This is a genomic window from Pseudomonas sp. NPDC089396 (assembly GCF_044749545.1).
Taxonomy (GTDB): Bacteria; Pseudomonadota; Gammaproteobacteria; order Pseudomonadales; family Pseudomonadaceae; genus Aquipseudomonas.
This window is the reverse complement of sequence record NZ_JBIVIC010000007.1, coordinates 136,021-161,776: the sequence shown is the minus strand read 5'-3', so window position 1 is coordinate 161,776 and position 25,756 is coordinate 136,021. Positions and strand designations below refer to the sequence as shown.

Genomic DNA, 25,756 nt, shown 5'->3' with positions numbered 1-25,756 from the left:
AGCGCGAGGCTTCCGGGCGGCTTTGTACGCCGACCACTGTATCAGGCGACGGGTGTCAGCCGGTAGGTCGCCGACGGTTCCAGGCAGGCCTGCCAGCCCGGCGGCACGACGATGTTGGTGGTGTCCTCTTCGATCACGCAAGGGCCGTGCACCCTTTGCCCCGGCAGCAGGCGATTGCCATTGAACACCGGCGTGGCTTGCCAATCACCTTCGGCGCTGAAGCGCATCGGGCGCTGGCTGTCCGGTACTGCCACGGGGACTTCGGCCGGGCCTTGCAGCAGCGGTTGGGGCGGGCGTGGCAGGTGGCCGATCACCGAGCACTCCAGGTTGACCAGCTCAACCGGGCTGCCCGGCTCACTGTAGGAGTACAGCGTCTGGTGGCGCTGGTGGAACGCCTCGATCAGTGCGCCCAGGCCGGTGCTGTCCAGCGCGTCAGCCTCCCACTCCACGCTGCACTCGTGGATCTGCCCGGCGTAGCGCATCTCCAGGGTGTAGTGGCAACTGCTGGCCTGATCGCCGAAACCGTCTTCGCGCAGGTTCGCCATACCCTGCTGGCGCAGATCGGCCAGCGTGCGGTTGAGCAACGGCAGGTCGGCATGCGCCGCGTCCAGGCGCATCGACAGGCTGGTGAGCTGGTCGTAGCGCACATCGGACAGAATCTGGCCAAAGGCGCACAAGCCCGACGCGACCTTGGGGATCAGCACGGTACGCATGCCGATTTCCTCGGCCAGGCGCACCACATGCATGCCGGCCGCGCCACCGGCACCGATCAGGGCGAAGTCACGCGGGTCGTGGCCACGCTCGATGGAGACCCGGCGAATGCCGTTGACCATGTTCAGGTTGACCAGGGTGGTAATGCCGAAGGCGGCGCGCTCCACGCTGATCCCCAGTGGTTCGGCGATCTTGCTGCGAATGGCCTCCAGCGCGGCCTGGCGGTTCAGGCGGATGCTGCCGCCCAGCAGCGCCCCGTCCGGCAGGTAGCCCAGGACCAGGTTGGCATCGGTCACCGTCGGCTCGGTACCGCCTTTGCCGTAGCACACCGGCCCCGGCGTGGCGCCGGCGCTGCGCGGGCCGACCTGGAGCATGCCCAGGGTGTCCAGCGAGGCGATGGAGCCGCCGCCGGCACCGAGGGTTTCCACCTGGATCATGGGGACGCCGATGCGTTGGCGCAGGAAGTCCACGTCCTTGCTGAAGTTGGTACGCCCGGCGTTGGTCAGGGTGATGTCGAACGAGGTGCCGCCCATGTCCACGGTAATGACATTGTCGATGCCGAATGGCCTGGCCACCGACAGGCCGGCCTGGGGTGCCGACGCCGGGCCTGAGTTGATCGCGTTGACCGCCCGTTCGCGCATCAGGTGGCCGGGGGCCAGGCCGCCGTTGGACTGGAAGTAGCGCACCGGCTGGTGCGCACCGAGTTCCTCGAACAGCGCGTCGATGCGCGCCACATAGCGGGCCATCACCGGACTCAGGTAGGCGTTGACCACGGTGGTGGAGGTGCGGGTGTATTCGCGGATCTGCGGGAACACTTCGACACCGGTACAGACGAACACGCCAGGTAGCGCGGCGCGCACCAGTTCGGCGGCGCGTTGCTCGTGGCTGGGGTTGCGCACGGACCACAGGAACGAAATGGCCACCGCCTCGACGCCCTCGGCGCGGAAATACTCGATGGCCTGGTGCACGGCCTGTTCGTCCAGCGGGCTGTGCTCGCGGCCATCGCCCAGGATCCGCCCGCCGATGGGCCGGCGCAGGTGCCGCGGCGCCAGCATGAACGCCGGCGGGTAGTGGGCGTCGTAGCGGTGGCCTTCTTCCTTGTGGCCCAGGCGGATTTCCAGGCTGTCCTCATGGCCTTCGGTGCACAGCAGGCCGACCTTGACGCCGGTGCGTTCGATCAGCGCGTTGAGGGCCACGGTGGTACCGTTGATGCACAGGTCGCAGTTGGCGATCACTTCGGCCGGGCTGTGCCCGGTGGCGTCGGCGATCTGCGCCAGCCCGGCGCGGATCGCCAGGGTGCCATCGTGCGGCGTGGAAGGTGCCTTGAACAATTGCACGCCGCCGTCACGGTCGGCCAGGATGAAGTCGGTGAAGGTGCCGCCGGCGTCGATGCCCAGGCGATATTGGTTGCGCATGTTGGATCTCCGGTCAGAGCTGGCCGCGGGCAGCGTGGGTGGCGGTTTCGTCGAGGTGGCCGTCGGCGTCGACGATCACGCGGTAGTCCAGGGCTGCGCCCTGGGGGGACACCAGGCCATTGCGCAGGTCTTCGAGTACCGATGTCACCGGCCGGCGCAGCGGGTCGCCGTAACCGCCGCCGCCTGGGTTGATGTTGATGATTCGCTCGCCGGGTTGCAGGGTCAGCATCGGGTTCTGCAGGTAATGGTCTTCCTGGCCGTCGGCATGGCGGTGGATCAGCCGGCCGAGCTTGGGTTGCAGCAGGCCATTGCGTGCTCCTGCGGCACCTGCCGTGGGCAGTTGGCGGCCCTCGCCGAAGCCGACGACGGTCATGGCGTGGTCCAAGGGTTCGATCTCCAGCCGCGTGCCGGAGCCGCCGCGGTATTCGCCGGCGCCACCGCTGTCGGCCATCAGGCTGTAGCGGTGGATCAGGATCGGGTAGGCGTGTTCGAGCAGCTCGATGTCACCGCTCATCAAGGCGCCGAAGCAGCACAGCGGCCCGCAGGCATGCCAGCCATCCATCACCTGGTTGGCGCCTGCGCCGGAGATGATCGAGGCCAGCACCATGGTCACGTACTCGCTGTTGCCATGGCGAGGGTCATGGCCGGCGATGTTGATGCCGCTGGTGTGCCCCCAGGAGGCGGTGACCCGCTGCGGCGAGGCCTGTTCCAGCGCGGTGCGCACGGCATCGGCCAGGGTTTCCATCGGGGTAGTGGTGCAGTTGACGTGGGGGGCGGGTTCGGCCGCGTTGCACAAGGTGCCCTTGGCGCCGACATCCACGCTCACGCAGCGGTACAGGCCTTCGTTATAGGGCGGCGCGACCTGGGCGAACATCATCAGGCCCAGGTACACGCCCGAGACCGAGTTGCCTTCGTAGGAGTTGATGAAGTAGGGCACCTGGGGCGGGCTTTCGATGCGCACGTGCGCCGTTTCGCCGCGGATTTCCACGTGTGCGGTAATCGCCAGCTCGCCCAGCCCATGCCCGGAATCTTCCAGTACCGCAGTGCCGCTGTAGTGACCGTCAGGTACGTCACGCAGCAGTGCGCGCATATGCCGGTCGGCCATGTTCTTCAACTCGGCGATGCACGCACGCACCTGCGCCACACCGTATTTGTCGAGCAGGTCGAGCAAATGGCGTTCGCCGACCTTGCAGGCGCCGTACTGGGCGTTGAGGTCGCCTTCCTGATAGGGGCGGGCGCGCATGTTGGTGAGCATGAAGTTGATCACGTCCTCACGCCGTTTGCCCCGTTCCCACAGCTTGACCGGCGGGATGCGCAGGCCCTCGGCGTAGATCTCCTTGGCATCGGGGTTGTAGCCGGCCGGCACCGGGCCGCCGATATCGGTCAGGTGGCCCTTGCACACGGTCCAGAACACCAACTCGCCTTGGTAGAACACCGGCTTGTACATGCAGCAGTCGAGGATGTGGCTGCCTTTGTAGGCCGGGTCGTTGTGGTAGATCACATCGCCTTCAGCGATGTCGTCGCCGAAAAAGCCGGCCACGCATTTCATCGCCGGAATCAGCGAGCCCAGGTGGATCGGGATGTCCTGGCCTTGCAGGATCATCTCCGGCAGGTGGTCGAACAGCGAGTTGGAGTAATCGTGCGCCAGGTTGAACACGCTGGAGCGGCCAGTCTTTTCGAGGGTCAGGGTCATCTCGCGCTGCGCCGTCTCCAGCGCACCCCGCACGACCGCCAGGGTAATCGGGTCAACTGAATTCATAGGTCACCGAGGTTTTTCTTGTGTTTTTGGGTGAGGCCGCCGCTGGCGACCTGTGGTGACAGGCTACGGGGGAAGGAGAACGCTGACTTGTCGTTGGGTGTACCCGTTGTTGCGTTTGCGCGCACGCACCAATCAGCAGCCACCGCTGCGGACGCGTAGCGCACAGGTATAGATAAAATCGATAGGAGCTATGTCGCGGGTATCAGTTCCATCAAAGAAAATGTGAACCACGACGTAATCACATGATGGAATCTGCAATGAAAAAGACTTCTTTCACCGAGCGCCTGGTCCATGCCGTTGGCTATGAAGTGTTCGCCGTGCTGCTCTGTGCGCCGCTGTTGTCCTGGGTAATGGGCAAGTCGCTGGCCACCGCCGGTGCGCTGGCCGTCACCTTGTCGATGATCGCGATGCTGTGGAACATGCTCTACAACGCGCTGGTGGACCGTGTAGTGAAGACCGAACGTATCCACTGGAAGGCCACCACGCGGTTCATCCATGGCCTGGGTTTCGAAGCCGGGCTGGTGGTGTGGTGCTTGCCGGTAGCGGCGTGGATGCTGGAGATTTCGCTGTGGCAGGCGTTCATGGTCGAGCTGGGCTTCTTCGTCGTCATCCTGCCCTACACCGTGCTGTACAACTGGGCGTTCGACCGGGTTCGGTATTTCGTGCTGCAGCGTCGGCTGGCGGCTTGAAGCGACCTTAGCCGATCGGGTCCTGCCCCAGCACCTTGCTCAAGGCCACCCGTGCGTCTTCCAGTTGCACCAGTGAAGCATGCCGGGCGCCCAGGGCGTCGCCGTTCTGGATGGCAGTGAGAATCGCCTTGTGCCGCGGCAGGGCCAGTTCGTCGAAGTTGGCGCGCTGGTTGGAGTAGCGCACCGATTCGCGCAGCGCCATCGACAGCATGTTGCACAGGTAGGCCAACAGGTCATTGTGGGTCGCGTCGGCGATGCGCGAATGGAAGTCGAGGTCGGGCTGCAGCCGTTCTTCGTGGCTGCGGGCAGCTTCCATGCGCTGATAGGCCTCGCTGATCGAGGCGACGTCGGCGGGGGTGGCGTTGGTGGCGGCCAGCGCGGCGGCCGCGGGTTCGATGACCCAGCGCACGCTGGACAGGGTGTTGAAGAATTCCTGCTGCGGCGTGGCTTGCATCAGCCAGTGCAGCACGTCGGGGTCGAGCATGTGCCAATCGTGGCGCGGACGCACCAGGGTGCCTACGCGGGGGCGGGCTTCGACCAGGCCCTTGGCGGTGAGCGCGCGCATCGCTTCACGGAACACCGGCCGGCTGATCGCGTAGGCTTCGCACAGGCTGACCTCGGCGGGCAGCTTCTGCCCAGGCGCGAGTTGGCCGGAAACGATCTGCAGGCCCAGGTCCTGGACCAGGGTGGCGTGCATGCTTTTGCGCGAGGTGGGCTGGCGGTAGTTCATGTGGGGCGGGGGCGATCCATCGGGACGGGCAGGGATGATAGCACCCCTGAGGCAGTACCGGCCCTATCGCCGGCAAGCCGGCTCCCACAGAGGCAATCGCGTGTGCAATCCCTGTGGGAGCCGGCTTGCCGGCGATAAGGTCAGTGCAGGCTCAATGCGAATGTTTGGGCACCGCCGCCCCTCGGCACCCGACCAGGAAGTCGAAGTCGCAGCCTTCATCGGCCTGCATCACATGGTCGAGGTACAACCGCGCATACCCGCCGCTGATCAGCTGCTGCGGTGCCTGCAGGTCCGCCAGTCGCCCCGCCAGCTCGTCGTCGGAAACATCCAGGTGCAGGCGCCCCTCATGGCAGTCAAGTTCGATCCAGTCACCCTCGCGCACCGCCGCCAAAGGCCCGCCAGCCGCCGCTTCCGGCGCCACGTGCAAGACCACGGTGCCATACGCGGTGCCACTCATGCGGGCATCGGAGATGCGCACCATGTCGGTCACGCCCTGGGCCAGCAGCTTGGCCGGCAGCCCCATGTTGCCGACCTCGGCCATGCCCGGGTAACCCTTGGGCCCACAGTGTTTCATCACCAGGATCGAGCTGGCATCCACGTCCAGCTCAGGGTCGTTGATGCGCGCCTTGTAATCCTCGAAGTTCTCGAACACCACGGCGCGGCCGCGATGGCGCATTAGCGCCGGGGTGGCGGCCGACGGCTTGAGTACCGCGCCCTTGGGTGCCAGGTTGCCGCGCAGGATGCAGATACCACCCTCGGCCACCAAGGGCCGGTCGATCGGGCGGATGACTTCTTCGTCATACAAAGGTGCACCCTGGCAGTTGTCCCACAGGCTCTTGCCATTGGCGGTCAGTGCGTCGGGGTTGGGCAGCAGGGCGTGTTCGCCCAGGCGGCGGATCACTGCAGGCAGGCCGCCGGCGTAGTAGAACTCCTCCATCAGGAAGCGTCCGGACGGCTGCAGGTCGACCAGGGTCGGCGTGCCGCGGCCGATGCGGGTCCAGTCTTCGAGTTGCAGGTCGACACCGATGCGCCCGGCAATGGCCTTGAGGTGGATTACCGCGTTGGTCGATCCGCCGATCGCGGCGTTGACGCGGATGGCGTTCTCGAACGCTTCGCGGGTGAGGATCTTCGACAGGCGCAGGTCTTCGTGCACCATGTCGACGATGCGCATGCCCGACAGGTGGGCGAGTACGTAGCGGCGTGAGTCCACCGCCGGGATCGCCGCGTTGTGCGGCAGCGAGGTGCCCAGGGCTTCGGCCATGCAGGCCATGGTCGACGCCGTGCCCATGGTGTTGCAGGTGCCCGCCGAGCGCGACATGCCGGCCTCGGCCGAGAGGAATTCGTTGAGGTCGATCTGCCCCGCCTTGTACTGCTCGTGCATCTGCCAGACGATGGTCCCGGCGCCAATGTCGCGACCTTTGTGCTTGCCATTGAGCATCGGCCCACCGGTGACCACGATGGCCGGCACGTCACAGCTGGCAGCGCCCATCAGCAGGGCCGGGGTGGTCTTGTCGCAGCCGGTGAGCAGCACCACGGCGTCCACCGGGTTGCCCCGGATCGATTCCTCCACGTCCATGCTCGCCAGGTTGCGAGTGAGCATCGCGGTCGGGCGCAGGTTGGACTCGCCACTGGAAAACACCGGGAACTCCACCGGGAAGCCGCCGGCTTCCAGTACACCCTTCTTCACATGCTCGGCAATCTTGCGGAAGTGGGCGTTGCACGGGGTCAGCTCGGACCAGGTGTTGCAGATGCCGATGATCGGCTTGCCCTGGAATTCGTGGTCGGGGATGCCCTGGTTCTTCATCCAGCTGCGGTACATGAAGCCGTTCTTGTCGGCGCTGCCGAACCATTGGGCCGAGCGCAGGGGGCGTTTGCTATCAGACATTGCGGGCACCTAATTAGTAATACTATTTGTCGTTATGCCGGCGACTTTACCGATAAAAACGCGGTGTGTGAAGGCTTGTTGTTTTAAATAGTAATACTATATGATCCTTCCACTTGCCGGAGGTCTGCCCCTAAAACCCCGGCTGTGTGCTGTCCCCATTACAAGAACAATTGGAGACCTCGCCATGATTCAGGAGCAGCGGCTCGTCCGCCTGATCACGCTGAAACTCATCCCCTTTCTGGTCCTGCTTTACCTGGTGGCCTACGTCGATCGCTCGGCGGTGGGCTTTGCCAAGCTGCACATGGGTGCCGATATCGGCCTGGGCGATGCTGCCTACGGCCTGGGTGCCGGGCTGTTCTTCATCGGTTACTTCTTCTTCGAAGTGCCCAGCAACCTGATGCTCGATCGCTTCGGCGCACGCCGCTGGTTCGCCCGCATCCTGCTGACCTGGGGCGCGATCACCGTCGGCATGGCGTTCATCACCGGGCCGACTGGTTTCTATGTGATGCGCTTTCTGCTGGGGGCGGCGGAAGCCGGGTTCTTCCCGGGTGTGCTGTACTACATCACCCAGTGGTACCCCGTGCGCCATCGCGGCAAGATCCTCGGCTTCTTCATCCTTTCCCAGCCGCTGGCGATGCTGGTGACCGGCCCGCTGTCAGGGGCACTGCTGGGGCTGGACGGCAACCTTGGACTGCATGGCTGGCAATGGCTGTTCATCTGCATCGGCACCCCGGCGGTGCTGCTGGCATGGCCGACCCTGCGCCTGCTGCCAGATGGCCCGGACAAGGTGCGTTGGCTCAGTGATGAACAGCGCAGCTGGCTCAAGGAGCAGCTGGCCAACGACCTGCGCGAATTCGGCCAGACCCGCCACGGCAACCCGCTGCATGCCTTGAAGGACAGCCGAGTGCTGCTGCTGGCGCTGTTCTACCTGCCGGTGACCTTGAGCATTTATGGCCTGGGCCTTTGGTTGCCGACCTTGATCCACCAGTTCGGTGGCAGCGACCTCACGACCGGTTTCGTCTCGGCGGTGCCGTACCTGTTCGGCATCATTGGCCTGCTGATCATCCCGCGCAGCTCCGACCGCCTCAACGATCGCTACGGCCACCTTGGCTTGCTCTACGCTCTGGGCGCCTTGGGCCTGTTCCTCAGTGCCTGGCTGAGCGCGCCGGTGCTGCAGCTGGGGGCGCTGTGCCTGGTGGCCTTTGCATTGTTTTCCTGCACGGCGATCTTCTGGACCTTGCCTGGGCGGTTCTTCTCCGGGGCCAGCGCGGCGGCCGGTATCGCCCTGATCAACTCGATCGGCAACCTCGGTGGCTACCTGGGCCCGTTCGGCATCGGTGCACTCAAGGAACACACCGGCCAGCTTTCGTCAGGTTTGTACTTCCTGGCCCTGGTAATGCTGTTCGGGCTGGTGCTGACCGGCGTCGTCTACAACCGCCTGGAGCGCCGCCAGCGCCTGGCAAACACGCAGGTGGCAGATGCCTCCCGCTGAAATCCGCAACCGACAAGCGAGCACAAGCATGCGACTGATCCAATTCGAAACCGCCGCCGGCCAGCGCCGGGTCGGCGTGGTGGAGGGCGAGCGCGCCCTGGAAATCCGCGGCGTCACCAGCACCCGCGAGCTGGCCTTGCAGGCCATCGCAGGCGGGCGTGACCTGGCCCGCCAGGTACAACTGGCCGGTTTGGGCGAGGGCCATGACTACCTGGCGCTGTTGGCCGAAGGCCGGGTGCTGCCACCGCTGGACCATGAAGACCCGGCGCACTGCCTGGTCACCGGCACCGGCCTGACCCACCTCGGCAGTGCCGCCACCCGCGACAAGATGCACCAGCAGCAGGCCGAGGGTGCGGTCACCGACAGCATGCGCATGTTCCAGTGGGGCTTGCAGGGCGGCCGGCCGCCGGCGGGTGAAGAGGGCGCGCAACCGGAGTGGTTCTACAAGGGCGATGGCGGCATCGTCGTGCGCCCCGGTGCCGAGCTGCCGCTGCCGGCATTCGCCGAGGATGCTGGCGAGGAGCCGGAGCTGGTCGGGCTGTACCTGATCGGCGAGGACGGTACGCCGTTCCGCCTGGGCTACGCCCTGGGCAACGAGTTCTCCGACCACGTGATGGAGCGGCGCAACTACTTGTACCTGGCGCATTCCAAGCTGCGCGCCTGCAGTTTCGGCCCCGAGCTGCGCCTGGGCGCGCTGCCGGCGCACCTGGAGGGCACCAGCCGCATTCTGCGTGATGGCCAGGAGCTGTGGAGCAAGCCGTTTTTGTCGGGCGAGCAGAACATGTGCCACAGCTTCGAGAACCTAGAGTTCCACCATTTCAAGTACACCCAGTTCCTGCGCCCGGGTGATGTCCATGTGCATTACTTCGGCACCGCCACGCTGTCGTTCGCCGACGGCGTCCAGGCCCGGCCCGGCGATACCTTCGAGGTCAGCCTGGATGCCTTCGGCCAGCCGCTGCGCAACGGTATCGCCGCTGCCCCGCGGGACGTCCGTCCTGGCCTGGTCAAGAGCCTCTGAACGCAATTGAAGGAGTCAAGCATGTCTGGAAGCAACTTCATTGGCGGCGCCCGCAGCGCCGCCGGTAACGTGCACCTGCAGAGTTTCGATGCACGCACCGGCGAGGCCTTGCCGATCGTCTTCAGCCAGGCCACGGTGCAAGAGGTGGATGCTGCTGCACGCGCCGCTGAAGAGGCGTTCGCCTGCTACAACCGCCTGGCCCCGGAGCGCCGGGCGCAGTTCCTGGACGCCATCGCCGAGCAGCTGGATGCCCTCGACGAGACATTCATCGCCACGGTCTGCCGTGAAACCGCACTGCCTGCCGCGCGGATCCAGGGTGAGCGCAGCCGCACCAGCAATCAGCTGCGGCTGTTCGCCCAGGTGCTGCGCCGGGGCGACTACCTGGGGGCGCGCATCGACCGCGCGTTGCCCGAGCGCCAGCCGCTGCCACGGCCTGACCTGCGCCAGTACCGTACCGGCGTCGGCCCGGTAGCGGTGTTCGGTGCCAGCAACTTCCCGCTGGCGTTCTCCACGGCCGGTGGCGATACCGCGGCTGCCCTGGCCGCCGGTTGCCCGGTAGTGGTCAAGGCGCACAGCGGCCACATGGCCACCGCCGAATACGTCGGCGAGGCAATCCAGCGGGCGGCCACGGCCACCGGCATGCCGGACGGGGTATTCAACATGATCTACGGTGCCGGCGTGGGCGAGCCGCTGGTCAAGCACCCGGCGATCCAGGCGGTCGGTTTCACCGGTTCGCTCAAGGGCGGCCGAGCGCTGTGCGACCTGGCTGCGGCGCGCCCGCAGCCGATTCCGGTATTTGCCGAAATGAGCAGCATCAACCCGGTGCTGGTGCTGCCAGCTGCGTTGCAGGCCCGTGGCGAACAGCTGGCCGGCGAACTGGCGGCATCGGTGGTGCTTGGCTGCGGCCAGTTCTGTACCAACCCCGGCTTGGTCATCGGCATCGCCGGGCCTGCGTTCACCGCCTTCAAGGCCGCCCTGGTCGCGCGCATGGCGGACCAGCCCGGGCAGACGATGCTCAATGCCGGCACCTTGCGCAGTTACATCAGTGGCGTGCAAGGCTTGCGTCAGCATCCCCAGGTACGACACCTTGCAGGCGCCGAACTGAACGGCGAGCAGGCTTTTGCGCAACTGTTCCAGGCAGAGGCAAGCCTGTTGTTCGACGGTGACCCACTGCTGCAGGAGGAAGTGTTCGGCCCGACCACGGTGGTGGTGGAAGTGGCTGATGAGGCGCAACTGCGCCGTGCCGTCGAAAGCCTGCATGGCCAGCTGACCGCCACCTTGCTTGCGGAGCCGGCGGACCTCGAACAGTTTGCCGCGCTGGTGCCGATGCTCGAGCGCAAGGCCGGACGCCTGTTGGTCAATGGCTACCCAACCGGTGTCGAGGTCAGCGATGCAATGGTGCATGGCGGGCCGTACCCGGCCACCTCCGATGCTAGAGGCACGTCGGTAGGCACCCTGGCCATCGACCGCTTCCTGCGGCCGGTGTGCTACCAGAACTACCCGGATGCTTTGTTGCCGGATGCACTCAAAGACGCCAACCCCTTGGGCTTGCTGCGCCTGGTCGATGGCGCGCACAGCCGCCAGGCGCTGAGCTGACGCTGCCGGCCCATCCCCGCCAGGCCTGACCTGGCGGGCTTTACCCAAGACCTTAGAACAACAACAAGAGGTTGCAGCCATGCCCAGTCGCTCCGTGCCCGCCGACCTGGTCGCGCGGGAGTCCCTGGATAACCGCCTGTTTCGCAAGATCAACTGGCGCATCGTGCCGTTGTTCATCGTGTGTTTCCTGTTCGCCTACCTGGACCGCGTCAACATCAGTTTCGCCAAGTTGCAGATGCAGAGCGCGCTAGGCTTCAGCGACGCGGTGTATGGCCTGGGCGCGAGCCTGTTCTTCGTCGGCTATTTCCTTTTCGAAGTGCCCAGCAACGTACTGCTTCACCGTATCGGCGCGCGCATCTGGATCGCCCGTATCATGATCAGCTGGGGGCTGACTTCGGCGGCGATGATGTTCGTCACCAGCGAAACCTGGTTCTACCTGCTGCGCTTTCTGATCGGGGTGATGGAAGCCGGTTTCGTGCCGGGCGTGCTGTATTTCTTCACCCAGTGGTACCCCAGCGACCGGCGCGCACGCATCAATGCCTATTTCAAGAGCTCGATCTGCCTGTGCGGCATCGTCGGAGGCCCATTGGCGGGGTTTATCCTCAGCCACTTCGACGGGGTCAACGGCCTGGCCGGGTGGCAGTGGCTGTTCCTGCTCGAAGGTTTGCCGTCGGTGCTGCTCGGCCTTTTGGTGCTGTGGCTGGTCAGCGATCGCATCGAGACGGCGCGCTGGCTCGATGCCGAGGAAAAACGCTACTTGCGTGAACGCCTGGATGCCGATCCGCAACCCAGCGGTAGCAGCTCGATCCGCGCGATCCTGCGCGAGCCGGCCTCGTTGGCGTTGTCGGCGATCTACCTGTGCCTGGTCATGGCCCTGACAGGCCTGCTGTTCTGGATGCCGCAGCTGATTCGCAATGCCGGGGTGGCCGATGCGATGGACATCGGCTGGCTGACGATGATCCCGTACCTGGTGGCGGTGGTCGGCAACCTGCTGGTCGGCCGCAGTTCCGACCTGCGTGGCGAGCGGCGCTGGCACATGGCGAGTTGCGCGACGATGACCACCGTCGGCTATGCCCTGTGCGCGGCGTTCAGCGGCCAGCTGCCGCTGCTGATACTGGGCATGAGCCTGATCATGACCGGGATCATCGCCTGGATGCCGATCTTCTGGACCCTGCCACCGAAGTACCTGACGGGCCTGGCGGCGGCGGCCGGCATCGCGCTGATCAACTCCATCGGCCAGCTCGGCGGCATCGTCGGCCCCTTCCTGGTGGGCAAGGTGCGCGATGCCAGCGGCTCGCCGACACCGGCCCTGTGGCTGCTGACGGTGGTCAGTCTGCTGGCGATCGTATTGATCCTCTGGGGTGTCCCCCGCCGCCTGTATGCGGCCCCAACCGTATCCCCCATCGACTGAGGAGGTTCCATGCACCATGTCGTTTCCTTCGGCCCTATTGCCAGTGCCCAGGTGCTGGCGGAGCTCGACCAGCGCTACCACTTCCAGCGCTTCGACGAGCCGCTGGCCGACCCTGAACGTTTCCTCGCGGCTCTGGCCACGGCGGACGGGCTGATCGGTAGCAGCTTGCCGTTGGGCGCCGAACTGCTTGACCAGGCGCCTGCGCTCAAGGTGATCGCCAGTGTCTCGGCGGGCTATGACAACTATGACCTGGGCTACCTGCGCCAGCGCGGTATACGCCTGAGCAACACCCCGGATGCCGTCACCGAGACCACCGCCGATACCGGTTTCATGCTGTTGATGATGGCCGCGCGGCGCGCCTGCGAGCTGGCGCAGCTGGTGCGTGATGGCGGCTGGACGCGCAGTATCGATGCGTCTCGCTTCGGCCTGGACGTGCACGGCAAGACCCTGGGAATCGTCGGGCTTGGGCGCATTGGCGCGGCCGTGGCCCGGCGCGGGCATTTCGGCTTTGGCATGCCGGTGGTGTACAGCGGCAACAGCGACAAGCCTGAGTATGAAGCGGCGTTCGGCGCGCGCCGCCTGCCGTTGCCCGAGCTGCTGGCCGAGGCCGACTTCATCTGCGTTTGCGTGCCCCTGAGCGCGGTGACCTACCACTTGTTCGGCCGCGAGCAATTCGCAGCCATGCGCCCAGGGGCGATCTTCGTCAATATCGCCCGTGGCGCGGTGGTCGACGAGCCGGCGCTGGTAGAGGCGCTGGCCGAGGGACGGTTGCGCGCGGCCGGGCTTGACGTATTCGAGCGCGAACCATTGCCGGCCGATTCCCCCTTGCTGGCGATGCCCCAGGTGGTGGCCTTGCCACACATCGGTTCGGCCACGGTCGAGGCCCGTGGCTTGATGGCGCGTACTGCGGCCGCGGAACTGGCGGCGCTGCTCGAAGGCCGGGCGGCCAGGCATCCGGTGGTCTGATAGCGGGCTGTGGGCGCAGACAAACGAGCAAGACGGATCAGCCTGTGAGAGGATGGCCGCTTTCCAGCCAAGTGGCCAGACAGGACCCCGAAACCTAGCCTGATGAAGACGCCAAAACGAATCGAACCGCTGATTGAAGACGGCCTGGTCGACGAAGTACTGCGACCCCTGATGAGCGGTAAGGAAGCCGCCGTTTATGTAGTGCGCTGTGGTACCCAGGTACGTTGCGCCAAGGTCTACAAGGAAGCCAACAAGCGCAGCTTCCGCCAGGCCGCCGAGTACCAGGAAGGCCGCAAGGTGCGTAACAGCCGCCAGGCCCGGGCCATGGCCAAGGGCAGCAAGTACGGGCGCAAGGAAGCCGAGGATGCCTGGCAGAACGCCGAAGTGGCGGCGCTGTTCCGCCTGGCCAATGCCGGCGTGCGGGTGCCCAAGCCGTTCGATTTCCAGGATGGCGTGCTGTTGATGGAGCTGGTGACCGACGCCGACGGCGATGCTGCACCGCGCCTGAACGATGTGCACCTGGAGGCAGAGGAAGCGAGGGAGCACCATGCCTTCGTCATCCGTCAGATCGTGCTGATGCTCTGTACCGGGCTGGTGCATGGCGACTTGTCCGAGTTCAACGTGTTGCTGGGCCCGGACGGCCCGGTGATCATCGACCTGCCGCAGGCGGTGGATGCGGCGGGTAACAACCACGCGTTCAGCATGTTGCAGCGGGATGTGGCGAACATGGCGCACTATTTCGGGCGCTTTGCCCCGGAATTGAAAGGCACCCGCTATGCCCAGGAGATGTGGGCGCTTTACGAGGCGGGTGAGCTGCGACCGGACAGCCCGCTGAGTGGCGAGTTCGCCGAAGATGAGCATGCCGCCGACGTGATCGGGGTGATGCGCGAGATCGAGGCGGCGCAGCGGGATGAGGCCCGGCGCCAGGCGGCGCTGGCCGAAGCTGAACATGGCCCGGTCAAGGGCGAGGAACCGCCGCCGCCCTGGTTGCAGTGAATTCAAGGCTTGCACCAACAAATGCTTGCGCGATCCCTGTGGGAGCCGGCTTGTCGGCGATGAGGCCGGAGCAGGCATCCTGGTCTGTCTGATCGGGCCCTATCGCCGGCAAGCCGGCTCCCACAGAGAGAGAGCGTTGCTTTCAAGGCTTGTGTCAGGAAGCTCACCTACCTGGCAATCAGGTTGCGCCGGAACAGGTAAATGTTGACGCGCCCCCTGTGGGAGCCGGCTTGCCGGCGATGAGGCCGGAGCAGGCATCCTGGTCTGTCTGATCGGGCCCTATCGCCGGCAAGCCGGCTCCCACAGACAGAGAGAGCGTTGCTTTCAAGGCTTGTGTCAGGAAGCTCACCTACCTGGCAATCAGGTTGCGCCGGACCAGGTAAATGTTGACGCGCCCCCTGTGGGAGCCGGCTTGCCGGCGATGAGGCCGGGGCAGGCAACCTGGACTGTCTGTTCGGGCTCCCGTTCGACATCCTCTGAGTGGGCAGAGACGCTTCTCTGGTCATCCACTATTTGATACAAAACGTATCTCATAGTGATCGACCCGGGTAGACAACCAACCATGCGCCTCATCCACTGCAGCGAAGAACGCCATGCCGAGGCCATTCTCGCCATTTTCAACCATGCCATCCTCAACTCGACCGCCCTGTATGACTACAAGCCGCGCGAACCCGCGTCCATGGTCGAGTGGTTCGCCAACAAGCGCCGCAACGACTTGCCGGTGATCGGCTACGAGGACGAGCAGGGCACGCTGCTGGGCTTCGCCAGTTACGGTCCGTTCCGCGACCGCCCGGCCAACAAGTACAGTGTCGAGCACTCGGTCTACGTGCACCACGACTGTCGCGGCATGGGCCTGGGCAAGCGCTTGCTCAGCGAGCTGATCGAGCTGGCGAGCCAGCGCGACGTGCATGTGATGGTCGGCGGTATCGATCTCGCCAACGAAGCGTCCATCGCCTTGCACGAGCGCCTGGGTTTCGAGCCGGCAGGCGTCATTCGCGAGGCGGCCTACAAGTTCGGCCGTTGGCTGGACCTTGCTTTCTACCAGAAGATCCTGGCCACGCCGCTGCAGCCCACCGAAGGCTGATCAGGCCGCAGGGGGGACGAAGTCGTTGCGCTGGTAGAAGCGCTCCAGTTCGTGCGCTGCCGGCTCCTGGCCGGTGAAGATGCGCAGGTACTCGGGGATGAAGTGCATGCGGTAGGTCAGCGGCTCGGAAGTCTTCATGCTGATGTAGCCGATCTGCGTGAAGTAGATGGAGCGGGCGCGGGTGGTGGCGGCGTCCTCGCTGAAGCCGAAACGGTCGAACATCTGCTTCAGGGCATCCATGCGCACCTTGTCGGCCTGCTGGATTTCTTTTGCCACCTGCTCTGACTGCAGCGCCCAGCTGCGCATGGCGAACTCGCACTGTGAATCGAACAGCTCCGTATTGAGCCAGCAATCGAACACATTGAGGATCGCCTCGGTGATCGACGCCGCATAGGCCTGCGACTGGGTCACCAGGTTGTGGGTGTTCTTGTTCTTCCACTGCTCGATCAGCGCCGCCAGCAGCGCTTCGCGGTCCTCGAAGTACCAGTAGAAACTGGTGCGGGCCAGGTTGAGTTTTTTCGCCAGCGGCAGCACGCGCACGGCGTCCACCCCCGATTCCTTGAGGGTTTCGAAGGCTGCGTTGAGCCAGCTCTCGATCGAGCCGCGGGCGGTGATTTCCGGGTTGTTCGACGTCATGTTCATAGGCGCATTGTTCCGTATCCATGGGGGCCTGACAAGCTCAATGTACACCACTGTCGAATTAATTGACACCTGTGTACATGGCGGCTAATGTCGATTTTGCCTGATGACCTGAACGCGAGAACGACCATGTCCAATGATCCGTTGCTTCAGCCGTACCAACTCAAGCACCTCACCTTGCGCAACCGCATCATCACCACCTCCCACGAACCCGCCTACCCCGAAGACGGCATGCCCAAGCAGCTGTACCGCGCCTACCACGTGGAGCGGGCCAAGGCCGGCGTGGCCATGACCATGACCGCAGGTTCCGCCGCCATCTCGCGCGACAGCCCACCGGTGTTCAACAACGTGCTGGCCTACAAGGATGAAGTGGTCGGCTGGATGAAGGACTTGACCGACGAGTGCCACGAACACGGCGCAGCGGTAATGATTCAGCTCACCCACCTGGGCCGCCGCACCCGCTGGGACAAAGGCGACTGGCTGCCGGTGGTGTCGCCCTCGCACAATCAGGAGCCGGCGCACCGGGCCTTCCCCAAACGCCTGGAAATCTGGGACATCGAGCGCATCGTCAAGGACTACGCCGATGCCGCCGAACGCATGCAGGCGGCTGGCCTGGACGGTATCGAGCTGCAGGCCTACGGCCACTTGATGGACCAGTTCTGGTCGCCGCTGACCAACGAGCTGGAAAACGTCTATGGCGGCTCCCTTGAAAACCGCCTGCGCTTTACCTTCGAAGTGCTCGCGGCGATTCGCAAGCGGGTGGGCGACCAGTTCATCGTCGGCATCCGCTACACCGGCGACGAGGTGCTGGCCGGCGGGCTGAGCAAGGCAGAGGGCCTGCAGATTTCGCAGCTGTTGAAGAACAGCGGCATGATCGACTTCCTCAACGTGATCCGCGGCAACATCGCCACCGACGCCGGCCTCACCGACATCATCCCGATCCAGGGCATGCGCAACGCACCGCACCTGGACTTCGCCGGCGAAATCCGCTCATTGACCGGCTTCCCGACCTTCCACGCCGCGAAGATTCCGGACGTCGCCACCGCTCGCCATGCCATCGCCGCCGGCAAGGTGGACATGGTCGGCATGACCCGCGCGCACATGACCGACCCGCATATCGTGCGCAAGATCATCGAAGGCCGCGAAGATGAGATTCGCCCCTGCGTCGGTGCCAACTACTGCCTGGACCGCATCTACCACGGCGGCGCCGCCTACTGCATCCACAACGCGGCCACCGGCCGCGAGACCACCATGCCGCACCAGATCCCCAAGGCTGCGCAGCGGCGCAAGGTGGTCATCGTCGGTGCTGGCCCCGCAGGGCTGGAAGCGGCGCGGGTGGCCGGCGAGCGTGGCCATGAAGTGGTGGTGTACGAGGTGGCCGACAAGGCCGGCGGGCAGATCCGCCTGACCGCGCAATCGGAGCGACGCAAGGAAATGATCAGCATCGTCGACTGGCGCCTGGCCCAGTGCGAGCGGCTGGGGGTGAAGTTCCACTACAACGTCTGGGCCGACAGCCAGATCATCCTCGACGAAGCCGCCGACGTGGTCATCGTCGCCACGGGCGGCCTGCCACACACCGAGGTGCTGGAGCAGGGCAACGAACTGGTGGTGTCGAGCTGGGACATCATCTCCGGCGACGTCAAGCCGGGGCGCAATGTGCTGGTCTATGACGACGCCGGCGACCATGCCGCGCTGCAGGCGGCCGAGTTCATCGCCCAGAGTGGCGCGCGTACCGAGATCATGACCCCGGACCGCACCTTTTCGCCCGAGGTCATGGGCATGAACCTGGTGCCCTACATGCGTGCGCTGCAGCAGCTGGACACGACCTTTACCGTGACCTGGCGCCTGAAAGCGGTGAGCAAGACCGCAGACGGCCTGCTGGCGACCATCGGCACCGACTACAGCGAGCTGCGCCAGACCCGCCTGGTCGACCAGGTGGTGGTCAACCACGGCACCCGGCCGCTGGACGACCTGTACTTCCAGCTGGTGCCGCTGTCGAGCAACGAAGGCGCGGTCGAGTACATGGACCTGATCGCCGGCCGCCCGCAGGCGGTGGCCCGCCGTGACGATGGCCGCTTCCAGCTGTTCCGTATCGGCGACGCGGTGGCCTCGCGCAATACCCACGCCGCCATCTATGACGCCCTGCGCCTGGTGAAGGACCTCTGAGCACCCAGCGATACCCCAGAAGAACCAAAACCAGCACCACCCTTTGCTGTTACTGCCCTGGCTCCAACAACGACAACGATATCCAGTGGAGAGTGTAACCATGCACATCGGTACCCGACCGAGCCCTGCGCCATCCCTGCAGTTTCGTGACGATTCCAGTGTTACCGAGCATGCCCTGGCCCCGGTAGACAGCCAGTTGCTCGCCGCCCAGGCCGCCATCGACCGCAAGGCCTTGCGCCGCTACCGCCTCGACCGCATCCGCCAGCAGCTGCGCGCCCACGACTATGGCGGCATCCTGCTCGCCGACCCGATCAACATCCGCTATGCCACCGACACCAACAACCTCGGCCTGTGGGTGATGCACTCGCCCAGCCGCTATGTGTTCGTGCCCACCGAAGGCCCGGTGGTGCTGTTCGAGTTCACCAGCAGCCGGCACAACAGCGAACACGTCGAAACCATCGACGAGATCCGCCCGGCGCTGCCCTGGCTGTACTTCCTCGCCGGCCCTCGGGTCGAAGAAAAGGCCGCGTTGTGGGCCGCCGAGGTGGCCGAGCTGATGGTCCGCCACAGTGGTGGCAACCGCCGTCTGGCGGTCGACCGTTGCGACCCGTGGGGCGCCGAAAAGCTCAAGGCCAAGGGCATCGAGCTGTTCGACGCACAGCCGCTGATGGAGCAGGCGCGGCTGATCAAGTCGGCCGAAGAGGTCGCCAGCCACCAGGTGTCGATGGCCGTCTGCGACCTGGCCATCGCCCGCATGCGTGCCAGCCTGCGGCCGGGCATCACCGAGAACCAGTTGTGGAGCATCCTCCACGGCACCAACGTGGCCCAGGGCGGCGAATGGGCCGAGAGCCGCCTGCTCAGTTCCGGGCCGCGCACCAACCCCTGGTTCCAGGACGCCACCGACAAGGTCATCGAAGCCGGGGAAATGGTCTGCTTCGACACCGACATGGTCGGCCCCGGTGGCTACCTGTCGGACATCTCGCGCAGCTTCGTCTGCCCCGGCAAGCCGGTGACCGCCGCCCAGCGCCAACTGCTCGACGTCGCCTCGCAGCAGATCAGCCACAACCTCGACCTGCTGCGCCCGGGCCTGTCGTTTCGCGAGTTCGCCGAACGCTGCTGGCCGGTGCCCGGCAAGTACGAGCACAACCGCTACATGATGATGCTGCACGGCGTCGGCCTGGTCGACGAATACCCCAGCGTGGCCTACGCGGTGGACTTCGCCGAGTGGGGCTATGACGGATTTTTCCAGGAAAACATGGTGGTCTCGGTGGAAAGCTACATCGGCGAGCGCGGCGGGCGCGAAGGCGTGAAGCTTGAGGAGCAGGTGCTGATCACCGCCCATGGCGCGATCAAGCTGTCGAGCACGCCGCTGGTCGATGACCAATGGTCTTGAGGGAGGGTCAGCCCATGAATCCGAAGAGCATAGCGCTGCGCCAGGTACCCCCGCTGGCCGCACCCAAGCCGTCCTTCCTGCGCCTGGAATCGATCCACAAGCAGTTCGGCCCTTATGAAGTGCTGCACGACGTCAATTTCGAGATGAGCAAGGGCGAGGTGGTGGCCATCATCGGCCCCAGTGGCTCGGGCAAGAGCACCTTGCTGCGCTGCATCAATCAGCTGGAGCCGCCGACCCGTGGGCGCATCCGCCTGGATGAGCTGGACATCGACGCCGCCGTGCCGTTGCCGCGTGCCGAGTTGCTGAAACTGCGCCGGCGCATCGGCATGGTGTTCCAGTCGTTCAACCTGTTCCCGCACATGACCGTGCTGCGCAATGTCAGCCTGGCCCAGGTGCGTACCCTCGGGCGCAGCCAGCGCGAGGCCGATGCGCGGTCGATGCAGCTACTGGAGCGGGTGGGCCTGGCCGCCAAGGCCGGGCACTATCCGGCGCGCTGCTCCGGTGGCCAGCAACAGCGCATCGCCATTGCCCGGGCGTTGGCCCTGGAGCCGGAGCTGATGCTGTTCGACGAACCCACCTCGGCGCTCGACCCCGAGCTGGGCCTGGAGGTGCTGGCGGTCATGAAGGAGCTGGCCGCCGAGGGCATGTCGATGATCGTGGTCACCCATGAGATGCACTTTGCCGAAACCGTCTCCGACCGGGTGGTGGTGATGGCCGACGGGCGCATCATCGAGCACGGCCCCAGCGCCCAGGTGATGCGCCAGCCGCGCCATGAGCGGGTGGCGAAATTCCTCCAGGCCGTGAGGGACCGCTGATGAACGACATTCTGTCGATGTTGCTGGCGGGCGTGCCGTGGACCCTCGGCGTGACCCTGTGCGCCTTCGCCGCCGGGGTGGTGCTGGGCTTTCCGCTGTGTGCCCTGCGCATGGCCCGCACGCCGCTGCTGGCGGCACTGGGGGCCGCCATCGTGATGACCGTGCGCTCGATTCCGCCGATTGTCTGGCTGTTCTTCATCTTCTTCGGCATCGGTGGCGGCTACCTCACCTTGTCGCCGTTTGTCGCAGCGGTGGTGGGTTTGGGGCTGATCACCGCCGCGCAGATGGCGGAGGTCTATCGCGGTGCCTTCGCGGCCATCCCCGATGGCCAGTACGAAGCGGCGCACGTACTCAACCTGTCGGCGCCGCAGCGCTTCTTCGACGTGGTGCTGCCGCAGCTGATGCGCATCTCCATCCCCACCGCGGCCACCTATGCCATCGGCCTGCTCAAGGACTCGGCGGTGGCTTCCACCCTGGGGGTGTCGGATATCAGCTTCCAGGCCTACCAGGTGTCGCAACAGACCTTCCAGGGACTGGGCGTCTACAGCGCCGCGGCGTTGGTGTACCTGGTGCTGAGCGTGCCGGTGGCGCTGGCTTCGCGCTGGCTGTCGGCGACCTTGCAGCGGAGGATCAGCCAATGAACGAATTGCTGGCCCTTTGGGCCGAATGGTTCCCGGAGTTGTGGAAAGGCTTCGTGCTGTCGTTGCAAGTGACGGCGATCAGCCTGGCCCTCGGCGTGGCACTGGGCTTGTTGCTGGCCCTGGGGGTGAGTGCCAAGGGCAGGGCGCTGCGCTATCCGTCACTGGTGATCGTGGAGCTGGGGCGCGGGGCACCGGCGCTGATCCTGCTGCAGTATTTCTACTTCGGCCTGCCGTCGGTGAGCCTCACGCTGAGTTCGTTCTGGGCGGCGGTGCTGGCCCTGGCCTACTGCACGGCGGCCTACACCAGCGAGATCATCCGGGGTGGCCTGGAGGCGGTTGCCCGTGGCCAGCACGAAGCCGCCGAAGTGATCGGCCTGGACCGTGTCGATGCCCTGCGCTACGTGATCCTGCCCCAGGCCCTGCGGGTGGCACTGCCGTCGCTGCTGGGCTTCTCGATCATGATGTTCCAGGCCTCGTCGCTGTGTTTCACCATCGCCTTGCCCGAAATCGTCAGCCGCGCCTCGGCCATCGGCTCCTCGACCTTCCAGTACATGCCCGTGCTGGTGCTGGCCGGCCTGATGTACGCGGCTGTATGCGCACCGGCGAGCCTGGGCGTTGCGGCCCTGGAAAGAAGACTGGCGCCCGGCCAGCACACACCTGCCTGAACCCTGTCCCTGACACTGCATAGGTAATCAAACATGAAACCCATCAAGCGCTTAAACCGTTACCTGGCCCTCTGCTTCGCGATGGTGGGCAGTGCCCAGGCCCTGGCCGAGTGCAAGCCCACCCACAGTTTCGAAACCCTCACGCCGGGAGTACTGACGGTGGCGGCCTATGTGTTCCCGCCGTATTCCATTCCGGGGCCGGACAAGACCTTGGGCGGGGTGGACGGCGAGATCATCCAGCAGATCGCCGCCCGCGAATGCCTGGAGATCAAGGCCAGCGTGCTTGATCCGGGGGCGGCGATCCAGTCGGTGGTCACCCGCCGCGCCGACGTGGTGATCGGCGACTGGTACCGCACGGTCGAGCGCGGCAAGGTGCTGGGCCTTTCGGCACCGTTGTACCTGGACGTGATGGGCATCATCTCGCCCCAGGGCTATGCCACGGTCGCGGAGCTTGAGGGCAAGCGCGTGGGTACCGTGCAGGGTTACCTGTGGATCAATGACCTGAAGCGGGTGCTGGGTGACAACCTGGTGCTTTACCCCAACCCGGTGGCCATGGCCCAGGACCTGGCGTCCGGGCGTATCGAGGCGGGCATCGACAGCCATGCGGTGGCGGTGGTGTCGCAGCAGAAGGGTGCGTACCAGGGGGCGAGCATCAAGGTGTCGGCGCCCGATCCGCGGGTGAAGGCCACCGAGCAGCCGGGGCAGACGGCGATTCCGTACATGCTGAGCAACGTCGAGCTGGGCAAGGCGCTGGATGCCAATATCCAGGCGTTGCATGGCAGTGGCGAGATTGCCCGGATTCTCGAGGCCCATGGGTTGGACCGACAGGCGGCAGAGGTGGGGGCGCCGCGGTTGGTGGAGTGAGGGTGGCCTGACGGGCCCTATCGCCAGCAAGCCGGCTCCCACAGGTACACCACAGGTCTTGAGAAATGTGGGGTTCCTGTGGGAGCCGGCTTGCCGGCGATAGGGCCAGCCCAGCCACTGCAAAACAAACCTACTGCACCCAGCGCAACAGACAATCTCCTCATCCGCCCTTTTCACTGGCGCCCAACAGGCATATGGTGTACGCCGTCCATATTCCCTGGAGCTGTCATGTCCAACCGTTTCCCGTCCGTCCGCCCCCGCCGCCTGCGCCAGAACGAATCGCTGCGCACTATCTTCCAGGAGACGGAATTCCGCCTCGAAGACCTGATCCTGCCGATCTTCGTCGAGGAAGGCATCGATGACTTCGTGCCGATCACCAGCATGCCGGGGGTCAACCGCATCCCCGAGAAAATGCTCGCCCAGGAAATCGAGCGCTACGCCCGCGCCGGCATCAAGTCGGTGATGACCTTTGGCGTTTCCCACAACCTCGATGCCTCCGGCAGCGACACCTGGAACGAAAACGGCCTGGTCGCGCGCATGGCGCGCATCTGCAAGGACAGCGTGCCGGAAATGGTGGTGATGTCCGACACCTGCTTCTGCGAGTACACCAGCCACGGCCATTGCGGCGTGCTGCACGACCATGGCGTGGACAACGACGCCACCCTGGCCAACCTCGGCAAGCAGGCGGTGATCGCCGCCGCTGCCGGTGCCGACTTCATCGCCCCGTCGGCGGCGATGGACGGCCAGGTCCAGGCCATCCGTGGCGCACTGGATGCCGCAGGCTTCCACGACACCGCGATCATGGCCTATTCGACCAAGTTCGCCTCGTCGCTCTACGGCCCGTTCCGTGAAGCCGGCGGCACCACGCTCAAGGGCGACCGCAAGGCCTACCAGATGAACCCGATGAACCGCCGCGAAGCCGTGCGCGAGTCGCTGCTCGACGAGCAGGAAGGGGCCGATGTACTGATGGTCAAGCCAGCCGGCGCCTACCTCGACGTGATCGCCGACATCCGCGCGGCCTCGCGCCTGCCGCTGGCGGCGTACCAGGTCAGTGGCGAATACGCGATGATCAAGTTCGGCGGCCTGGCCGGCGCCATCGACGAAGGCCGGGTGGTGCGCGAGAGCATTGGCGCGATCAAGCGTGCCGGTGCCGACCTGATCCTCACCTACTTCGCCATGGACCTGGCACGCGAGGGCATCTGACCCTGGCAGCGAGAAATCGCTGAGTGTGGAATTATTTAGTGTCCCTGTGGTTCTGATGCCAGAGAAGCTCAGCCACAGGGACACTGGGATGAAATCACGCAAGAAAACCGTCAAGCCAATCGGCTTGCAAGACATCACCATCGTCGACGACGCCAAGATGCGCAAGGCGATCACCGCCGCTGCACTGGGCAACGCCATGGAGTGGTTCGACTTCGGCGTCTATGGCTTCGTCGCCTATGCCTTGGGCAAGGTGTTCTTCCCCAACGCCGACCCCAGCGTGCAGATGATCGCTGCGCTGGCGACCTTTTCGGTACCCTTCCTGATCCGTCCGTTGGGCGGGCTGTTCTTCGGCGCCCTGGGCGACCGCTTCGGCCGGCAGAAGATCCTTGCCGCCACCATCGTGATCATGTCGCTCAGCACCTTCGCCATCGGCCTGATACCGTCCTATGCCTCGATCGGCATCTGGGCGCCGATCCTACTGCTGTTGGCGAAGATGGCCCAGGGCTTCTCGGTGGGCGGGGAGTACACCGGCGCCTCGATCTTCGTCGCCGAGTACGCCCCGGACCGCAAGCGCGGCTTTTTGGGCAGTTGGCTGGACTTCGGCTCGATTGCCGGGTTCGTGCTGGGGGCAGGGGTGGTGGTGCTGATTTCCACCATTCTTGGCGAGGAGAAATTCCTCGAATGGGGTTGGCGCCTGCCGTTCTTCCTGGCCTTGCCGCTGGGCATCATCGGCCTGTACCTGCGCCATGCGCTGGAAGAGACGCCAGCCTTCCAGCAGCACGTCGAAAAGCTCGAACAAGGCGACCGCGAGGGCCTGGCATCCGGGCCGAAGGTGTCGTTCAAGGAGGTTGCGACCCAGCATTGGCGCAGCCTGGTGACCTGCGTCGGGGTGGTGATCGCCACCAACGTCACCTATTACATGCTGCTCACGTACATGCCCAGCTACCTGTCGCACAACCTGCACTACAGCGAAGACCACGGCGTGCTGATCATCATCGCGATCATGGTCGGCATGCTGTTCGTACAGCCGGTGATCGGCCTGCTCAGCGACAAGTGGGGCCGTCGGCCGTTCATCATCGTCGGCAGCGTCGGCCTGTTCGCCCTGGCCATTCCGGCCTTCATGCTGATCAACAGCGGCGTGCTCGGGGTGATTTTCGCAGGCCTCCTGATCATCGCCGTGATGCTGAACTTCTTCATCGGCGTCATGGCCTCGACCCTGCCGGCGATGTTCCCCACCCATATCCGCTACAGCGCCCTGGCCAGCGCCTTCAACATCTCGGTGCTGATCGCCGGCCTCACCCCGACCCTCGCCGCCTGGCTGGTGGAAACCACCGGCGACCTGTACATGCCGGCCTACTACCTGATGGTGATCGCCGCCATCGGCCTGATCACCGGCCTGACCATGAAGGAAACCGCCAACAAGCCCCTGCGCGGCGCCGCGCCAGCCGCGTCGGACATCGAAGAGGCCCGCGAACTGCTGCAGGAGCACCATGACACCATCGAACAGAAGATCGAGGACATCGATACCCAGATCGCCGAGCTTGAGGCCAAGCGCAAGCTGCTGGTGCAGCAGCACCCACGGATCGAGTAAGGTATGAGGGTCTGAACTCAGTAGATA

General features: G+C 65.2%; 21 protein-coding genes. 16 read left to right on the top strand and 5 right to left on the bottom strand.

The genetic code is table 11. From position 1 onward, the window contains the following. Window positions 1-41 precede the first annotated feature (41 nt). Window positions 42-2,126 carry a hydantoinase/oxoprolinase family protein gene (locus ACIPZB_RS15210; RefSeq protein ID WP_400641176.1) on the bottom strand — a complete coding sequence of 695 codons (2,085 nt, stop codon included), beginning with the start codon at window positions 2,124-2,126 and terminating at the stop codon, window positions 42-44. Between the two features lie 13 nt (window positions 2,127-2,139). Continuing rightward, a complete protein-coding gene (locus ACIPZB_RS15205; RefSeq protein WP_008090900.1) occupies window positions 2,140-3,885 on the bottom strand; it encodes a hydantoinase B/oxoprolinase family protein in 1,746 nt (581 codons plus the stop codon). Between the two features lie 257 nt (window positions 3,886-4,142). On the opposite strand from ACIPZB_RS15205, the gene ACIPZB_RS15200 reads away from it, so the two are divergent. Next, a complete protein-coding gene (locus ACIPZB_RS15200) occupies window positions 4,143-4,574 on the top strand; it encodes a multidrug/biocide efflux PACE transporter (RefSeq protein WP_400641173.1) in 432 nt (143 codons plus the stop codon). 7 nt (window positions 4,575-4,581) lie between these two features. Here the strand turns inward: ACIPZB_RS15200 and ACIPZB_RS15195 are convergent, their stop codons facing one another. After that, the gene (locus ACIPZB_RS15195) at window positions 4,582-5,304 is read right to left on the bottom strand and encodes a FadR/GntR family transcriptional regulator (RefSeq protein ID WP_400641171.1); all 723 of its coding nucleotides are present in this window, start codon (window positions 5,302-5,304) and stop codon (window positions 4,582-4,584) included. Window positions 5,305-5,455: 151 nt separating this feature from the next. Then, complete coding sequence (locus tag ACIPZB_RS15190) at window positions 5,456-7,189, bottom strand: IlvD/Edd family dehydratase (protein ID WP_400641169.1); 1,734 nt, start codon at window positions 7,187-7,189, stop codon at window positions 5,456-5,458. A 184-nt stretch (window positions 7,190-7,373) separates the two neighbouring features. On the opposite strand from ACIPZB_RS15190, the gene ACIPZB_RS15185 reads away from it, so the two are divergent. From ACIPZB_RS15185 to ACIPZB_RS15155, 7 genes are all read left to right on the top strand, one after another. Next, a complete protein-coding gene (locus tag ACIPZB_RS15185) occupies window positions 7,374-8,681 on the top strand; it encodes an MFS transporter (protein WP_400641167.1) in 1,308 nt (435 codons plus the stop codon). A gap of 28 nt (window positions 8,682-8,709) precedes the next feature. After that, window positions 8,710-9,699: an AraD1 family protein gene (araD1, locus tag ACIPZB_RS15180; RefSeq protein ID WP_400641165.1), complete on the top strand. Its 990-nt coding sequence runs from the start codon at window positions 8,710-8,712 to the stop codon at window positions 9,697-9,699. Between the two features lie 21 nt (window positions 9,700-9,720). Next, a complete protein-coding gene (locus ACIPZB_RS15175) occupies window positions 9,721-11,295 on the top strand; it encodes an aldehyde dehydrogenase (NADP(+)) (protein WP_400641163.1) in 1,575 nt (524 codons plus the stop codon). Between the two features lie 79 nt (window positions 11,296-11,374). Further along, window positions 11,375-12,706 (top strand): MFS transporter, encoded by a 1,332-nt coding sequence (locus ACIPZB_RS15170; protein ID WP_400641161.1) that lies wholly within the window; start codon window positions 11,375-11,377, stop codon window positions 12,704-12,706. A 9-nt stretch (window positions 12,707-12,715) separates the two neighbouring features. Then, window positions 12,716-13,672 (top strand): 2-hydroxyacid dehydrogenase, encoded by a 957-nt coding sequence (locus ACIPZB_RS15165; protein WP_400641159.1) that lies wholly within the window; start codon window positions 12,716-12,718, stop codon window positions 13,670-13,672. Between the two features lie 102 nt (window positions 13,673-13,774). Beyond that, a complete protein-coding gene (locus ACIPZB_RS15160; protein ID WP_400641157.1) occupies window positions 13,775-14,668 on the top strand; it encodes a PA4780 family RIO1-like protein kinase in 894 nt (297 codons plus the stop codon). 562 nt (window positions 14,669-15,230) lie between these two features. Then, window positions 15,231-15,752, top strand: a complete 522-nt coding sequence (locus ACIPZB_RS15155; protein WP_400641155.1) for a GNAT family N-acetyltransferase — start codon at window positions 15,231-15,233, stop codon at window positions 15,750-15,752. On the opposite strand, the gene ACIPZB_RS15150 is transcribed toward ACIPZB_RS15155, so the two are convergent. Then, on the bottom strand, window positions 15,753-16,394 hold the full coding sequence (locus ACIPZB_RS15150) for a TetR/AcrR family transcriptional regulator (RefSeq protein WP_400641153.1): 642 nt from the start codon (window positions 16,392-16,394) through the stop codon (window positions 15,753-15,755). A gap of 126 nt (window positions 16,395-16,520) precedes the next feature. Here ACIPZB_RS15150 and ACIPZB_RS15145 point away from each other — a divergent pair, with 126 nt between their 5' ends. From ACIPZB_RS15145 to proP, 8 genes are all read left to right on the top strand, one after another. Next, a complete protein-coding gene (locus ACIPZB_RS15145; RefSeq protein WP_400641151.1) occupies window positions 16,521-18,557 on the top strand; it encodes an FAD-dependent oxidoreductase in 2,037 nt (678 codons plus the stop codon). Between the two features lie 100 nt (window positions 18,558-18,657). Beyond that, a complete protein-coding gene (locus ACIPZB_RS15140) occupies window positions 18,658-19,950 on the top strand; it encodes a M24 family metallopeptidase (RefSeq protein ID WP_400641149.1) in 1,293 nt (430 codons plus the stop codon). A 14-nt stretch (window positions 19,951-19,964) separates the two neighbouring features. Further along, window positions 19,965-20,765: an amino acid ABC transporter ATP-binding protein gene (locus tag ACIPZB_RS15135; RefSeq protein WP_400641147.1), complete on the top strand. Its 801-nt coding sequence runs from the start codon at window positions 19,965-19,967 to the stop codon at window positions 20,763-20,765. Then, a complete protein-coding gene (locus tag ACIPZB_RS15130; RefSeq protein ID WP_400641145.1) occupies window positions 20,765-21,406 on the top strand; it encodes an amino acid ABC transporter permease in 642 nt (213 codons plus the stop codon). Before ACIPZB_RS15135 ends, ACIPZB_RS15130 begins: the two co-directional genes overlap by 1 nt. Continuing rightward, window positions 21,403-22,071 carry an amino acid ABC transporter permease gene (locus ACIPZB_RS15125; RefSeq protein ID WP_400641143.1) on the top strand — a complete coding sequence of 223 codons (669 nt, stop codon included), beginning with the start codon at window positions 21,403-21,405 and terminating at the stop codon, window positions 22,069-22,071. The genes ACIPZB_RS15130 and ACIPZB_RS15125 overlap by 4 nt, the downstream gene beginning before the upstream one ends. A gap of 33 nt (window positions 22,072-22,104) precedes the next feature. Further along, window positions 22,105-22,935 (top strand): substrate-binding periplasmic protein, encoded by an 831-nt coding sequence (locus ACIPZB_RS15120; protein WP_400641141.1) that lies wholly within the window; start codon window positions 22,105-22,107, stop codon window positions 22,933-22,935. Between the two features lie 228 nt (window positions 22,936-23,163). Then, complete coding sequence (gene hemB, locus ACIPZB_RS15115) at window positions 23,164-24,138, top strand: porphobilinogen synthase (RefSeq protein WP_400641139.1); 975 nt, start codon at window positions 23,164-23,166, stop codon at window positions 24,136-24,138. Window positions 24,139-24,226: 88 nt separating this feature from the next. Next, complete coding sequence (proP, locus tag ACIPZB_RS15110) at window positions 24,227-25,729, top strand: glycine betaine/L-proline transporter ProP (RefSeq protein WP_400641137.1); 1,503 nt, start codon at window positions 24,227-24,229, stop codon at window positions 25,727-25,729. The last annotated feature ends 27 nt before the right edge of the window (window positions 25,730-25,756 follow it).